14 protein-coding genes are annotated in these 14965 nt (G+C 61.9%); 6 read left to right on the forward strand and 8 right to left on the reverse strand.

The window, feature by feature from the left end; translation table 11 throughout:
- The first annotated feature begins 57 nt into the window (after positions 1–57).
- Together G5168_RS11900 and G5168_RS11905 are read left to right on the forward strand one after the other, a co-directional pair.
- The gene (locus tag G5168_RS11900; RefSeq protein WP_421252257.1) at positions 58–957 is read left to right on the forward strand and encodes a pirin family protein; all 900 of its coding nucleotides are present in this window, start codon (positions 58–60) and stop codon (positions 955–957) included.
- Positions 954–2180: a CynX/NimT family MFS transporter gene (locus G5168_RS11905; RefSeq protein ID WP_421252258.1), complete on the forward strand. Its 1227-nt coding sequence runs from the start codon at positions 954–956 to the stop codon at positions 2178–2180. Before G5168_RS11900 ends, G5168_RS11905 begins: the two co-directional genes overlap by 4 nt.
- 28 nt (positions 2181–2208) lie before the next feature.
- On the opposite strand, the gene G5168_RS11910 is transcribed toward G5168_RS11905, so the two are convergent.
- Positions 2209–3093, reverse strand: a complete 885-nt coding sequence (locus G5168_RS11910; RefSeq protein WP_421252259.1) for a LysR family transcriptional regulator — start codon at positions 3091–3093, stop codon at positions 2209–2211.
- 101 nt (positions 3094–3194) lie between these two features.
- Here G5168_RS11910 and G5168_RS11915 point away from each other — a divergent pair, with 101 nt between their 5' ends.
- From G5168_RS11915 to G5168_RS11925, 3 genes are all read left to right on the forward strand, one after another.
- Entirely contained in the window at positions 3195–3833 is a 639-nt protein-coding gene (locus tag G5168_RS11915; protein WP_227342672.1) for an NAD(P)-dependent oxidoreductase, read from the forward strand.
- A gap of 409 nt (positions 3834–4242) precedes the next feature.
- On the forward strand, positions 4243–5286 hold the full coding sequence (locus tag G5168_RS11920) for an isopenicillin N synthase family dioxygenase (protein ID WP_421252260.1): 1044 nt from the start codon (positions 4243–4245) through the stop codon (positions 5284–5286).
- Between the two features lie 133 nt (positions 5287–5419).
- A complete protein-coding gene (locus G5168_RS11925; RefSeq protein ID WP_227273826.1) occupies positions 5420–6583 on the forward strand; it encodes a trans-sulfuration enzyme family protein in 1164 nt (387 codons plus the stop codon).
- A 112-nt stretch (positions 6584–6695) separates the two neighbouring features.
- Here the strand turns inward: G5168_RS11925 and G5168_RS11930 are convergent, their stop codons facing one another.
- The 3 genes from G5168_RS11930 to G5168_RS11940 form a co-directional block, all read right to left on the reverse strand.
- Positions 6696–8360, reverse strand: coding sequence for an AMP-binding protein (locus tag G5168_RS11930; RefSeq protein ID WP_005333638.1), 1665 nt, complete (start codon positions 8358–8360; stop codon positions 6696–6698).
- A gap of 98 nt (positions 8361–8458) precedes the next feature.
- Positions 8459–8737, reverse strand: coding sequence for a YfcL family protein (locus G5168_RS11935; protein ID WP_005333639.1), 279 nt, complete (start codon positions 8735–8737; stop codon positions 8459–8461).
- A gap of 99 nt (positions 8738–8836) precedes the next feature.
- Positions 8837–9952 carry an ATP-NAD kinase family protein gene (locus G5168_RS11940; protein ID WP_227342669.1) on the reverse strand — a complete coding sequence of 372 codons (1116 nt, stop codon included), beginning with the start codon at positions 9950–9952 and terminating at the stop codon, positions 8837–8839.
- Between the two features lie 120 nt (positions 9953–10072).
- On the opposite strand from G5168_RS11940, the gene G5168_RS11945 reads away from it, so the two are divergent.
- Complete coding sequence (locus tag G5168_RS11945) at positions 10073–10801, forward strand: TerC family protein (protein ID WP_227342667.1); 729 nt, start codon at positions 10073–10075, stop codon at positions 10799–10801.
- 72 nt (positions 10802–10873) lie between these two features.
- Here G5168_RS11945 and G5168_RS11950 read toward each other — a convergent pair whose 3' ends face one another.
- The 4 genes from G5168_RS11950 to tyrR all read right to left on the reverse strand — a co-directional run bounded on the left by G5168_RS11950 (position 10874) and on the right by tyrR (position 14919).
- On the reverse strand, positions 10874–11362 hold the full coding sequence (locus tag G5168_RS11950) for an OmpA family protein (protein WP_227342665.1): 489 nt from the start codon (positions 11360–11362) through the stop codon (positions 10874–10876).
- Positions 11363–11387: 25 nt separating this feature from the next.
- On the reverse strand, positions 11388–12629 hold the full coding sequence (locus G5168_RS11955) for a diguanylate cyclase domain-containing protein (protein WP_227342664.1): 1242 nt from the start codon (positions 12627–12629) through the stop codon (positions 11388–11390).
- Positions 12626–13183: a YfiR family protein gene (locus G5168_RS11960; RefSeq protein WP_227342662.1), complete on the reverse strand. Its 558-nt coding sequence runs from the start codon at positions 13181–13183 to the stop codon at positions 12626–12628. The genes G5168_RS11955 and G5168_RS11960 overlap by 4 nt, the downstream gene beginning before the upstream one ends.
- 188 nt (positions 13184–13371) lie before the next feature.
- Positions 13372–14919: a transcriptional regulator TyrR gene (tyrR, locus tag G5168_RS11965; protein WP_335837946.1), complete on the reverse strand. Its 1548-nt coding sequence runs from the start codon at positions 14917–14919 to the stop codon at positions 13372–13374.
- Positions 14920–14965 lie beyond the last annotated feature (46 nt).

The following is a 14965-nucleotide window of genomic DNA, read 5'->3' on the forward strand; positions in this document are numbered from 1 at the left end:
CGCCCGCCTTCGGTCAGATGACCGAAGGCTTCTTTATGTCTTCAAGAGGTTATATCGATGACCAGACGCCTGACTCTCTCCGCCCCCGTCAAGGGCCAACCGCTGCGCATTGGCAGCGGCTTTGAAGCCAGCCATTTTGGCGAACACTTTTTCAACGGTCTGATAGACCCCGTGGTGATGGCGGATCACTTCCAGATGACCGCCCCCACCTTCGAGCCCCATCCCCACGCCGGGATCTCTGCCGTCACCTATCTGTTCGAGGATTCGACGAGCCCCCACGTCAACTACGACTCCCTCGGCAATCAGGGCCCCATCGAACCGGGGGCGCTCCACTGGCTGGCGGCCGGGCGCGGGGCCGTGCATACCGAGCAGCCGGAAGGGGCATCGCCCTATGTCCACGCCCTGCAAATCTTCGTCAACCTGCCTGCCCGTCAGAAGATGGCGTCGCCTTTTGCCATCCACGCAGCCGCTGCCACCATCCCCGAGTTTCATGACGAAGGGGTGCGAGTACGGCTGGTCGCAGGCCACAGCAACGGGATAACGGCACCACACTCGGCAGAACTGCCCCAACCCTTTACCCTGCTCGATGGCCATTGCGCGCCCGGCAACCGCTTCACCCATCTGCTGGCGGCAGGCTGGAATGCCATGATCTATCCCCTGACCGGATCGCTGACCCTGCAGGCGGAGGGAGAGCGGCACTTCATCCCGGCAGGTCACGGGATGGGTGTCAGCCTGCCTGCCGATGGCGGCGAGGCGGTGGCTCTGCAACTGGAGGCCACCGAGCGCTGCCACTTCGTGCTGCTCTCAGGCCAGGCGCTCAATGAACCCCTGGTCAAACATGGCCCCGTCGTCATGAACAGCCACGACGCCATTGCAGATCGGCTGCATGCCTATCAGCGCGGCGAATTTGGTCAGCTCAACGATGAGTGGCTGCGCAACGGCCAATATCGGCCATGAGCACGCTCGCTGGCCACCAGCCACAAAGCACGCGCTGGCCTCTGGTCTTCCTCGCCATTTTTGCCGGTGCCAGCGGCGCCCTCTGCCTTGGCAAAGTGCCCGCCGTACTCGGCATACTGCGCAACGAGCTGGGGCTGACACTGGTTGAAGCCAGCTATCTCGCCTCAGCTTTCAATACGCTGGCGATCCTCTGCAGTCTCTTTCTCGGCCTGTTGCTGACCCGCTGGAGTGGGCGGCAAACCGGGGTTGTCGGGCTTTTGGTTATCGTCACAGGCGGTGCGTTGGCGCTGCCCGCCACCGGGCTGGCCATGATGCTGCTGTCGCGCATTGTCGAGGGGATTGGCTTTTTGCTGGTCTCGGTGGCTATGCCCGCCTTTATCGTGGCGGTGACCCGGGAGGAGGATAAACGGCTGGCCTTGAGCCTGTGGGCGGTCAACCTGCCTCTCGGGGCGGCGGCGGGTATGCTGCTCACCCCCTGGCTCACGGCGCAAGGTGGCTGGCGGCTGGCCTGGCTGCTCCTGATGATCCCGCAACTCTCTGCCCTGCTGCTTCTGCTCGCCAGTCGCTCAGCAGATAAACTGCGGGTCTGGGCACCCCAAAACTCGATCAACTCGGGCCACCCGCTGCGCCAGCTCACGGTGCTCCGGCAGAAGGCACTCTGGCGCTGCGGGTTGGCGTTCACGCTCTACAGCCTGATGCTCTGGGCGCTCTTTGTCTGGCTGCCAACCATGTTGCAAGGCAGCCCCGGGATTGGCCAAAGCCAGATCGCCCTGCTTTCGGCGCTGGCGGTGGTCGCCAATATTCCCGGCAACCTGATGGGGGCATGGCTGCTGCGCCGGGGCGTAGCGCGAGACCGGCTCATCTGCTGGGCACTGGGTCTGATGGCGCTGTGCGGCATGCTCGCCTTCTGGCCCGGCCTGTCGCCGTGGTGGGCCTATGGATTGTGCCTCGTCCTCTCCCTTTCGGGTGGCATGGCGCCGCCGGCGATCCTCTCGTCTGCGCAGGGAGTGAGTCAGGGGCCGGTGCAACTGGCCATCGTGCAGGGCTTTTTTGTCCAGCTCGCCAACCTCGGTCAGCTGCTGGGGCCCTTGCTGCTGGCGGCCCTGATGACGGACAGCGGCCATTGGGGGAGCGCTCGCTGGCTCTTTCTGGGCGGCTTGCTGCTGGCAATCGGACTCTATCTGTGGCGCCGCCAGCCCATTGGCGGGCAAGAGCCCAACTGACAGCTAGGCCAAGCTGCATTGATATGTGTCAGGAAGTGCCTGCGAAGTAGCTGCGCAGCGCCTCCACCACCCGCCGAACCTTCTCCGGGATCTCCCGCTGCGGCGTGATGGCGTGGATCTCCATCGGCGCCACCCGAAAACCGGGCAACAGTTCGAGCAGACGCCCCTGCGCCAGATCCTCGCCAATCTCTCCCTCCGGCTGCAGCGAGATCCCCTGCCCCGCCAGCGCAAACTGGCGCAAGGGCAACACGTTATTGCAGAGCACCTTGGCCTTGAACCTCACCCTGTGCTCGCCCCCCTTCTCATCGAGCAGCAGCAAACCGTTGCCCAGCATGTCGCCACAGAGCCAGTCGTGAGTCGCCAGATCGTCGGGCGTGCGCGGCGCTCCCTTGCGCGCCAGATAGGCGGGGGCGGCGCAGAGCAGCATCCGGGTCTGTCCCAGTTTGCGGGCCACCAGGGTCGAGTCAGGCAAGGTGCCGACCCGCAGCGCCACATCGATCCGCTCGGCAATCAGATCCCGCTTCTCGTCGTCGGCGATGATCTGGATGGTGAGGCCGGGATGGGCCTGCAACAGCGGCGAGAGGGCCAGAGCCAGCGGCTGGCCCGCCATCCCCACCGGGGCGGTGATCCGCACTTCCCCGAGCAGGGCGTCGCGCACCTCCGAGAGGCGCAGCTCGGTCTCGCTCAGGGTCTGCTGCAACGCCCGGCACCCTTGCCACACCACCTCTCCCGCCTCGGTCAGACTGAGGCGACGGGTGGAGCGATGGAGCAGGGGCAGCCCGAGCAGGCTTTCGAGCTGGCTGATATGCTGACTGACGGCAGAGGGGGTCATGCCAAGGGATTTGGCCGCCCCTGTCATGCTGCCCGCCTCCACCACGGCGGCGAAGATGGCGTAACGTCTGAGCTGTTCCATTATTAAATCCAGCTTATAAGTAAATGCATTTTTGAGGTGATTATTAAATCATAAATGGCAGCGTAGGATAGCCCCATTCCAACAGTGAAGGAGAGTTCCCCATGAAGATTGCCCTGATCGGTGCCAGCGGTTTTGTCGGTTCAGCCATCCTGAACGAGGCCATCAGCCGCGGCCATCACGTCACCGCCATCGTACGCGATGTCAGCAAGGTGGCCGCCCATCCGCAGGTCACCGCCGTGGCGGTGGATGCCCAAAACCCGCAGGCATTGGCCGAGGTGCTCAAGGGGCACGATCGGGTGATCAGCGCCTACAACCCGGGCTGGACCACACCGGATATCTACGACCAGTACCTCAAGGGCGCCAACGCGATTGTCGCAGCAGCCAAAGCGGCCAACAGCTGGCTGCTGGTAGTAGGTGGCGCCGGCAGTCTGGAGGTCGCCCCCGGCGTGCAACTGGTGGATACCCCGGAGTTTCCGGCCGAGTGGAAACAGGGGGCACTGGCGGCCCGTGACGGTCTCACCGCCCTGCGCCGTGAAACCGCTCTCGACTGGCGCTTTGTCTCTCCCCCGGTGTTCCTCGAACCGGGCGAGAAGCGCGGCGGCTATCGGATTGGTGGCGATCAGGTGCTCTTTAGCGGCGAACAGCCTGCCGGGATCACCGCCGGTGATCTGGCCGACGGCGTGCTGAACGAGGTGGAAAAACCGACTCACCTGCGCCAGCGCTTTACCCTGGGTTACTGAGAGCCAGCAGGCGGTTAAGGCCAGAATGCGCGGTCACTCGCCTGTGCTTTCGGTCAGGTGAACACCCGCTCAACCAGAAGGGAGGCATCCGCCTCCCTTCTGTTTTGGTCATTTTTGCCACTGGTAGCTTGCCTCTGGTTATCACTCTCCCCCTCATCGTTGCCCCTTTACCCCGCAATGGCTGCGCAAAAAACCTTCAGCCCATCAGGCACCGAATTCCATTTCGAATTTTGTATATAACTAAGAATAATTTGTTGTTTCCGTCTTATAACACCGAACAGTAGCATCCCCTTTATCCCAGATGGCGCCACACTGTCGCGCCATCCCGTTTGCCGCTTATCAGGTCTGCCAACAGCGGAGGCAGTGCAAGAGATGGCGCCAGAGATAACGAAAGAGTGAGGAGGTGCACATGGAACATTCACCACTGCCGATCATCGATCTGGCTGCCCTCAACGGGGCACCCGACCTGCGTCGCCCTATGTTGGCCAGGCTGGCCGCAGCCGCCCGCGACGTCGGCTTTTTCTATCTGACAGGGCATGGCCTGAGTGATGCCGAGCAGCGGGAAACCCTGGCGCTGGCAGAGCGCTTCTTTGCCCTGCCGGAGCAGGAGAAGCTGGCGGTGCAGATGGTCAACAGCCCCCACTTTCGCGGCTACAACCGGGTCGGTGCCGAGCTGACCCGCCAGCGGCCGGATCTGCGTGAGCAGTTCGATATCATGAACGAGGCGCAAGCCCTGCCTGCGGCCCTGATCCGTGAACCCTGGCAGCGGCTGGTCGGCCCCAACCAGTGGCCAACCGCCCTGCCAGAGATGAAAGCCCATCTGCTGGCGTGGCAAGATCGGCTGAGCGATATCACCCTCACCCTGCTGGCCGCTTTTGCCGAGGTGCTGGAGCAACCGGCCCAAGTGTTTGACGACAGTATTCGCGGCGCCCCCTACCACCACATGAAGCTGATTCACTACCCTGGGCAAGAGGCGGGCAGCAGCAGTCAGGGGGTCGGCGCCCACAAGGATCCCGGCTACCTGACGCTGGTGATGCAGGACAATCACTCGGGGCTTGAGGTCGAGACGGCCGACGGCTGGATCTCCGCGCCCCCCCTGCCGGGAGCCCTGGTGGTCAATATCGGCGAGCTGCTGGAGCTGGCCTCCAACGGCTATCTCAAGGCGACCCTGCATCGGGTGGTAAGCCCGCCGCCCGGCGTCTCGCGCCTCTCCTGCGCCTTCTTTATGGCGGCGCGGCTCGATGCCACCGTGCCCCTGCTCAGCCTCTCCCCCGCGCTGGCGGCGCAGGCACAGGGGCCCGAGAGCGACCCGACCAACCCGCTCTTCTATCAGGTGGGGGAGAACGTGCTGAAAGGGCGGCTGCGCTCCCACCCGGATGTGGCGGCGCGGCACTATGGGCCGGTGGAACCCGCTCGCCTCCCGCGCACTGAAAGCGAAGCGATAACGGCCTAAGCAGCGTAAAGATCCGCAGGCGGGTATATGCATAAGCCACAAGCCGCATGCACATACCCGCGCTGACAAAAACAACAAGCAACGAACAACAAAACAAGTCATGGCCAGAGCCTGGCCATCACGGAGCAACACGATGAAATTCAAAACCATGAGCGTACACAGCGGCCAGCGGATCGACCCCCAGACCGGCGCCCTCACCACCCCGCTCTACCAGAGCAGCACCTTCAGCTACTTCAACGCTCAAGCGGGCAAGGATCGTTTCGCAGGTCAGGCCCCCGGCTTTATCTACAGCCGCTTTGGCAACCCCACCACCGCCGAGCTGGAGCAGAAGCTGGCGGCGCTTGAAGGTGCCGATGAAGCACTGGTGGTGGCGAGCGGCATGGCGGCGGTGAGCGCCATCATGTATGCCCTGGCCGACAGCGGCGATGAGGTGGCCTATATAGGCCCGCTCTACGGCGGCACCGATGCGTTCCTCAAGCAGACCTTCAGCCGCGCCGGCATCAAGGTCACCGCCTACGAGAGCGACCGGGATCTGCTGGCCAATATCCGCCCCGCCACCAAGGTGGTACTGTTCGAAACCCTGACCAACCCCACCCTCAAGGTGGTGGATCCGCGACTGGTGGTGGACGCGGCCCGCAAGGTGGGCGCTATCACAGTGTGTGACAACACCTTCCTTACTCCCTACCTGCTGCGCCCACTGGAGCTCGGGGTCGACGTGGTGATGCACAGCGGTACCAAATATCTGGGCGGCCACGGCGACATCATCGCCGGGGTGGTGGCGGGCTCCCACGCTCTGATGAAGTCGATCCGCACCGTGGCCCTCAAGCACATCGGCTCTCCCATCGGCCCGCAGGAGGCCTACCTGCTGCAGCGTGGGGTCAAGACCCTGCCGCTGCGGATGGATGCCCACCTGCACAATGCGCAGAAAGTGGCCGAGTTTCTGGCGGCCCATCCGGCGGTGAAGAAGGTGATCTACCCGGGGCTTGCCAACCATCCGGGCCACGATGCCCTCGGCGCCTTCGCCAGCGGCTTTGGCGGCATGGTGAGTATTGAACTTGAAGGCGGGTTTGAACGCTGCGCCACCCTGCTCGATAACCTGCAACTATTCGTGCAGGCGGTGAGTCTGGGGGATCTCGAGAGTCTCGCTTGCCATCCGGCCAGTACCACCCACGCAGCCATGGACGAGGCGAGCCGCCTCGCCGCCGGGGTCAATGACGACCTCATCCGCTTCAGCATCGGGGTGGAAGATGCAGACGATCTGATCGCCGATCTGGCCGCCGCGCTGGCACAGATCTAACCGGGAGCACGCATCTCACTTGCCCGCCAAATGGCGGCGAGTGAGATGCCCAACAAACAACAACGGCCCATCAAGGGCCGTTGTTGTTTGTTAGGCTATGGAAAGACGGGATTTACTCCTCCCACACCACCACTTGGGATGAGGGCCAGCGATCCCCGACCTGGGCGTACTTTTGCTCCAGCAGGTGACGCTTGATCTTCATGGTGGGGGTCAGCACGCCGTTCTCGATATTCCAGGGTGTCTTCACTACCAGAATGCCGCGAATTTTGGCATGAGATTCCAGCTGATCGTTGACCCGAACCCGCGCCGCTTCCAGTCTGGCGTTGACCTCCTCCCGATTGCCCTTCATGGCGCTCTCGGCCAGTTGCACCAGCGCAATGGGCTGGGGCATGCCGTACCCAATCACACAGAGCTGTTCGATGATGGGCTCCTGACCCAGCAGCCCCTCAATGGGCACCGGCGCCACATACTTGCCCTTGGCGGTCTTGAACACATCCTTCATCCGGCCGGTGATGGTGAGATAACCCTCCTTGTCCAGCTTGCCCATGTCACCGGTGTGGAGCCACCCCTCGGCATCGATGGCCTCGGCGCTGTGTTCGGGGTCCTTGTAGTAACCCAGCATCATCCCTTCGCAGCGGCAGAGGATCTCCCCTTCGTCAGAGATCTTGATGGTCACTCCGATCCCCGCCTTGCCGACGGTGCCGATCTTGTCGGCGCGGAATGGGTAGTTGATGGTGGAGTAGGCGTGGTTCTCGGTCATGCCCCAGGCTTCCGTCACCTTGAGGCCAATGCTCAGATACCACTCAAGCAGCGCAGGGGAGACAGGCGCGGAGCCGCAGCCGAGTACCCGGGCCTGATCCAGTCCCAACCCCTTTTGCAGCTTGCGTTTGATAAGGCCGGAGATAAGCGGGATCTTGAGCAGCAACGCCAGTTTGTTCTGGGGCAGCTTCTCGTGGATCTTGATGCGGAACATGGCCCACAGCCGCGGCACCGAGATAAAGACGGTGGGACGGCAGCGTTTGACATCTTCGATAAAGGTGTCGAGGGATTCGGGGAACGCGATGGTAGCGCCGCCATAGAGACTGCCGCCATAGATGTAGACCCGCTCGGTAATATGGGCCAGCGGCAGGTAGGAGAAGCCCCGATCGGCCTGGCTCAGGCTCACCGTCTCCACCAGCTTCTCGCACGACCAGGCGTAGCGCTCGACGCTCAGCATGGCCCCTTTCGGCTTGCCGGTACTGCCAGAGGTGTAGACCAGACTCAGCAGGGAGTCAGGGGCCTGCACCGGGCTGTCAGGGATCGGCTCGTGCGCCTCCAGCAGGTCATCCCACTGGTGGCTGGCTGGCATGGTGTCATAGGGGAAGGCGATGCGCAGCAGATCGGCGGGTACGCCCGCCTCCTGACTCTTCCAGTCATCCAGCTTGCCGACGAAGATCGCCTTGGCTTCGCTGTGGCGCAGCACATATTCGATGGTATCGACGTTGGCAGTCGGGTAGATGGGCACGCTCACATACTGCCCCATCTGCATCGCCAGATCGGCGATAAACCACTGGGCGCAGTTCTTGGAGAGCAGCGCCACCTTGTCACCGGCCACCAGACCGAGGTGACGCAAGGCCGTCACCATCCGCCGCGCTTCATCGGCCACTTCACCCCAGGTGAAATCGACATATTCGCGGTTGATGGTTTGACGCAGGTAGGTTCGATCAGGACACTGCCGCTCCCAGTGATAGAGCATCTCGAGCGGCAGTTTATTGGCAATGCGTGAGGAGGAGGCCATAGTTTAATCCCTGAAACAAAAGGCGAAACTTATTATTAACCTTTCACTAACTTCAGGGGAAGGATAAACTCAAACTTCAGTTTGAATTGTGTATCCGATCAAGCTTCTGCATCTTGTTGCAAACGACTCCACATCGCCTGCACCAGTTTTTCATCCTCTTCAGATAGCTCACCTTGCAAGATCGCCTCGTTGAGGCTGCGCAGCACATAGCTCTTGACGTCCCGCACCAGGGTCTTGCCTTCCAGCTCGGCCCGGGCAACGGCCAATGAGATATGACCTCGCAGGTAACCCCCCGCAAACAGCTCATCGTCGGTCGCGGTGGCAACCATGCTGTCGATCAGTCCCAACAACTTGTGCTCAAAATCGTGAATCGTCATGTAACGCAGCCTCATTTGCGGCAAAAAATTCGGGGGTATGGAACCGCAATCCGGTTGATTGCGGCTCTCTGGCGCCAGGCCAGCAGCGTCCTTGGCGTCCTATTCCGGGTTGGCCACCGGGTAGATGACCTGATCCTTGTATCCCGTGGTTATTCGCAGATAACCACGCAACGCCCGGTTTAATTGCGGATCATCGGTGTCCACCAGCAGCGGCCTGCCCGCAAGGGCGGCAAGCTTGGCTTTGGTTGCCAGCACCTGGATATTGTCCAGCCCGACACACCGAATCACCTCAGGACTCAATTGCTGATTTCCGCGCCCGAACAGATGTCCCTGTCCGCCTATCAGGGTAATGATCAGTCGGCAGCGACGGCCGCGGATCCGGGTCAGGATCTCGGCGGCGCTGAGATCCTGCCCGATAAGTCGGCTATTTTCCACCAGATCCACACCGAGCAAAGTATTTTCCAGACCGAGCTCAGCCATACAGGCTGCCACCGTGCTGCCGGAGCCCATCAGATAGAGGGTATCGGGCTCCATCTGCTCCACCACACCGGCTGCGAGATCCGCCAACACCAGCTCTTCGGACTCCTTGCCCCCCTGTTTTACCGCCTGTACGTAACGCAGATCGCCGGGCACCTTCAGCTGGCCGTAGTGGCGGGCCCGCACCTTGCCCACGCGAAACGCCTCCTCGTCGATGTCGCGCACCTCGGCATCGATCAGGCTGAGCAGTTCCCCTGCGATCATCCGCGCTACCACCCGCCCGCTGGCAGCGGGCGTCACCCCGTAGACGCCGGAGTGGATCTTGCACCCCGCCGGAATGCCGAGCACATGGCAAGACTCCCCCACCGCGGCGCAGATATCCCGCGCCGTGCCATCGCCACCGGCAAACAGCAGCAGATCGACCCCGGCTTCGCGCATCAACTCGGCGGCGTGGCGGGTATCATCGGCCGAGGTGCTCTCCCCGACCGGTTGATAGATGACCCGACAGGGCAACCCCAGCTCGCGGGCCACCGCCTCCCCCATCTCTCCCGCCACCGTCAGCAGTTCGAACGGGATGCTCAGCTCGCACAGTGGCAACAAGGCTTGCCGCGCTCGATCTTGTGCTCTGGGCACGGCACCACGAGCAAGCGCCTCATCCACCACGCCGTCACTCCCCTTGAGCCCCACTGCGCCGCCAATCCCGGCGACCGGATTAATCATGAACCCTAATCGAAACATGCCTGCCTCCCTTGCGATGGCCCCCATTTTTATCTTTTCGCCCCTCTGGGACAAGCAGTGGCACCCCTGCTAGAATTCGCATCTTCAATTTTCCAACCAATGTTCAATCAAGGTTCAATCATGCTGGAATGGGTTCTTGATCCCTCCGCCTGGGTCGCTCTCGCTACCCTTACCCTGCTCGAAATCGTGCTGGGCATCGACAACATCATCTTTATCTCCATCCTGGTAGGTCGCCTGCCGGAGGCTCAGCGCCAAAAAGCGCGCATTCTGGGTCTGGGGCTCGCCATGGGCACCCGGATCCTGTTGCTGCTCTCGCTCGCCTGGGTGATGCGTCTCACCGAACCGCTCTTCACCGTGCTGAACGAGGCTATCTCGGGCCGCGATCTCATCCTGCTGCTGGGTGGTCTGTTCCTTATCGGCAAGAGTACCCACGAGATCCACGCCACTCTGGAAGGCGCCGCCGAGCCGGAGAGCGTCAGCAAAGCGGCCTCGGGCTTTATCAGCACCCTGATCCAGATCGCCATTCTGGACATAGTGTTCAGCCTGGACTCGGTGATCACCGCGGTCGGCATGGCCGATCACGTGCCGGTGATGGTGCTGGCCATCATGATTGCCGTCTTCATCATGATGTTTGCCGCCAAGTCTATTGGCGATTTCGTCGATGACCACCCCACCATCAAGATGCTGGCCCTCTCCTTCCTCACCCTGGTGGGGTTTGCCCTGATGGCGGAGGGGATGGATCTGCACATACCGAAAGGCTACATCTACTTCGCCATGGCCTTCTCGCTGGTGGTGGAGATGATCAACATCCGCTTGCGCAAGCACAGCGAGGTCGACACAGGGAAGTAGTGTCGCCGGATCAAAAAGAGCGCCTCTCGGGGCGCTCTTTTGTTATGCACACGGCATGCTGCCGGATAGAGATCACTGGTTGGCAATCACAATGGCAACCCGGCGGTTTTCTGCTCGTCCGGCTGCGCTCTTGTTGTCCGCAACCGGGGCCGTCTCACCGCGGCCACGGATCTCAAGATTGGCGGGCATCATCCCCACCGAGATCAGCACATCTGCCACCGATTGGGCTCGTTTCAGAGAGAGCTGCTGGTTGTAGCTGCTCTCGCCCGTATTGTCGGTATGGCCATCCACCCTCGCCTTGTCGAGCCCGACCCCAAGCAGGGCCTTGCCCAGTTTTTCCACTATCAGCCGGGTCTGCGGATTGAGTTCACCCACATTGTTGGCAAACAGCACCCGGTTGGCCAGATCCAGTGTCCAGCCCTCATCGGTCAGATAGAAACCTTGCTCCTTCAATACTGCCAGCTGTTCCGGGGTCAACCCCCTGGGGGTGCTCTGACAACCCGCCAGCAGAGAGAACAACAGGCCCAGCACGACCGCCTTGATGGAGAGGGATAGTTTCATTGTTATGACTCCTTTACACCTTGACTCACGCCGATTTGGCGGCCTCAACCTCCTCACGGCGTGTACGTTTTGCCAAATACATGGCTTTGTCTGCCAGCTCGCACAGCTCGCTGGCGCGGGTCCCGGGTTGATGGATGGCAAAACCGATGCTGATCCCTGCCACCAGTTGCTGTCCATCCCGCAATACCACAGGATCACTCATCGCCTGCTGAATGCGGTCGATCACCTCTTCCACATCCTGCCCCAGATGCACAGGTGTCAGCAGTATGGCGAACTCATCCCCCCCCAGCCGGCAGACCAGATCTCCGGGGCGCAGCTGATGCTGTACCCGCCGGGAGAGGGTCACCAGCACATCGTCACCGGCGTTGTGCCCCAGGGTGTCGTTAATCTGTTTGAAACGATCGCAATCGAGATAAAGCAGGGCGAACGGGGCCCCCCCCTCGCTTACCTCGCCAATGGCATGCTCGAGGCGAGCTTCGAATAACGCCCGGTTGGGCAACCCGGTCAACGCATCATGGGTCGCCTGGTGGAGCAGACTGGCGTTCTCCCGCGCCTGATGAGCCTGCCAGGCTTGCAGCTCATCCAGCAGGGCGTTGAAATCCTCTCCCAGTTCATTGAGCTCGACGATATCGGCCGGTGGCGCCCGCATCCCCAGAGTGCGTTGTCGACGCACCGAGTGGGCGACCTGTGCCAGTTGTCGCAGTGGCGAGGTGATCGCGACCTGCATCCGCCCGGCGACATAGAAGGCGCCCATCACACTCAACACCAGGCAAATCACCATCACCAGCAGCACCGAGAGCAAGAACAGCAACAGATACTCGCCATGACCGCGCAGCTCTATGGTGGCAATCTGATCACCTCCCCGCAGCATGGGATAGGTGACCGGCCCCGGTAACAGCAGGCGGGCAAGATAATCTTCGACTGTGGCCAGCGGATTGCTGACGGGACGAACCCATTTAGCGAGCTGTTGACCATTGGCCAGCACGATACTGGCTTCGGCCACCTCCTCATGGGCGACAATACCGCCAAGCGCCTCGCTCGCTGCCTCTTCATCGTGGAACACCACCGCCGCCTCGGCGCTGTAGCTGATTGCGCGGGCCACCAGCTCCAGATTGTGATCGGCGTAGAAGCGTACTACCAGCAAGGCAATCAGAGTAAAAAAGAGTCCCGCCACGCTGACGGCCGTGATGGCGGCCACCAGATGGGTTCGCCCCAGGCTCTGACGCAGGGTCGGAAGACGGGGATCCGCGCTGACCTGTCGCCTCATGGGACCCCCTTGTCGGCACGGGCCAGCTTGAGCACAGCGGGATGTACTCGTACGCCGCTCAGGGCCAGGGCATCGAGGTTCACTTTAAACCGCACTCGCACACTCTGTGGCTCGGTCTGCAGACAGAACACCGAGCTGGTGGAACAGTCGTGGTTGTATTCGCTGATGCTGAGCACTGAATGACCCTGCAAGCGCGCAAACAACGCAATCCGGGTCGGCTCGTCGACGACGCCGAGATAGAGCACATCGCAATTATCACTGATGGCCGGATCACTCGCGTCGTAGCGATTGACCTGCACGGCACGGCCATTGGCCTGACGATCGATGGTAAAGAGGGCTCCGGCATACTCCGTCGGCGCCGCCACACACAGGCGCAGCACCGCAGGCTCGGTGGGCCAGCGAGTGTAACTCAGGATATCGAGCACCAGCTCTCTGACCGCCGTCGCCCGGCTCTCTGCGGCCGTTTCCGCCAGCGCGTGAGGCAACAGCAGACCAAACCCTAACAGCAAGGGCGCCAGGCGAGCGGCGAAACGGGGAGAAAAGAGTAACAGCATGATCGGGAAGTGGCCGCCTTGACAACACCGCTGCAGTGGCATAGCGGTTCGGGTACATGTATCCAGATAGTAAGTTGGTGGACACTGGCCTGACAAGTCTCCCGAAGCCCTCCCGCCCGGAAGCCGTGTAAAGAAAACAGAGAGCCCGTCTGGTGACGGGCTCTCTGTTGGCTGGCATCCGGAACAACTTACTTCTTGCTGATGCCATATTCCCGCAGCTTGTTGGCGATGGCGGTATGCGACACGCCCAGGCGTTTGGCCAACTGACGGGTCGACGGGAAGGCGGGATAGAGCCGGGCCAGCAGCTGGCTCTCGAAGCGCTTCACCGCATCGTCGAGATTCCCCTCAAACCACTCGTCGATCAGCGGCATGGTATCGGCCGCCACCGGCAGGTCGATCTGCTCGGGCCCCAGCTCATCCCCTTCCAGCAGTGTCATGGCGCGGTAGAGACAGTTGCGCAGCTGACGCACGTTGCCCGGCCAGCGGTAGGCGGTCAGGTAGTCAGCCATGTTGCGGGTAAAGCGCGGACGGGGTCGCTGCAACTCGCTGGCAAAGCGGGTGACAAACTGCTGGGCCAGCACCATGATGTCTGCCTTGCGCTCGCGCAGGGGGGGCAGCGCCAGACTGAGCACGTTGAGGCGATAGTAGAGATCCTCGCGGAAGGTTCCTTCGTGCACCAGATCCAGCAACTGCTTCTGAGTGGTGCAGATGAAACGCACGTTGACCTTCACCTCCTGCTCGTCACCGACCCGGCGGAACACCCCATCCTGCAACACCCGCAAAAACTTGGTCTGCAGATGGGGAGACATGTCGCCGATCTCGTCCAGCATCAGGGTGCCGCCGCTCGCCAGCTCCAGCACGCCGCGCTTGCCCTCGGTGTTGTTGCCAAATGCGCCGGGGGCATAACCAAACAGCTCGCTCTCGGCCACGTTATCGGGCATGGCGGCGCAGTTGAGGGCCATAAAGGGGTGGCTGGAGCGCAGGCTGGCCCCGTGACAGGCACGGGCCAGCAGCTCCTTGCCGGTGCCGGTCTCGCCGACGATCAGCAGCGGCGCGTCCTGCATCGCCAGTTTGCGCGCTTGCGACAGCACCTCTTTCATCTTGGGACTCTCGGCCTGCAGATGCTCGAAGCCCCCCACTTCCACCGCATGAAGCGCGCTGAAGTGCAGACCGACCCGACGGGCAGATTTGAGCACCACCACGGCCCCGGCCAGCGCCTGCTTGCCGCGGGCTTCTGCCACGAACAGCGGCATCAGATCTGCCAGATACTCTTCGCCATTGAAACTGAGCTTGCAGGTCTGCGGCTTGATCTCGCTCGCCTCCAGCCAGCGGGTGAAGGAGAAACCCTTGACCAGCGAACCGAGCGCCACCCCGCGCACCTCCTCCACCGGCAAGCCGAGGGTGGTGAGGGCAGACTGGTTGGCCTGGGTCACCTTGCCCTTGCTGTCGAGGGAGAAGACCAGATCCGGCAGCGCCTTGAGCAGCGCCTCGATCTCGTGATGCTCTCGCTCGGAAGGCATGTAGGGGATGGTCTTGACGTCGTAGACGCCGGGAATACGGCGGATCTCCGGCATCAGGTGCTGAAAATCACTGAACTCCAGCTCGGGAAAGTTGAGATAGATGATGCCTGAGGTATCGATTTCGATGCCGCGCAGATCGATATTGTGCTCCACCAGGCGGTCGAGCAGTTCCCGGGTCAGGCCCAGGCGGTCTTCACAGCTGACTTCAAGACGCATTCGGGACACACTTCCTAGCTAACTCTATGAATGAGCGGATAATACA

Origin of the sequence: Aeromonas sp. 600724, assembly GCF_049175135.1 — a bacterium.
Classification (GTDB): Bacteria; Pseudomonadota; Gammaproteobacteria; order Enterobacterales; family Aeromonadaceae; genus Aeromonas; species Aeromonas veronii_A.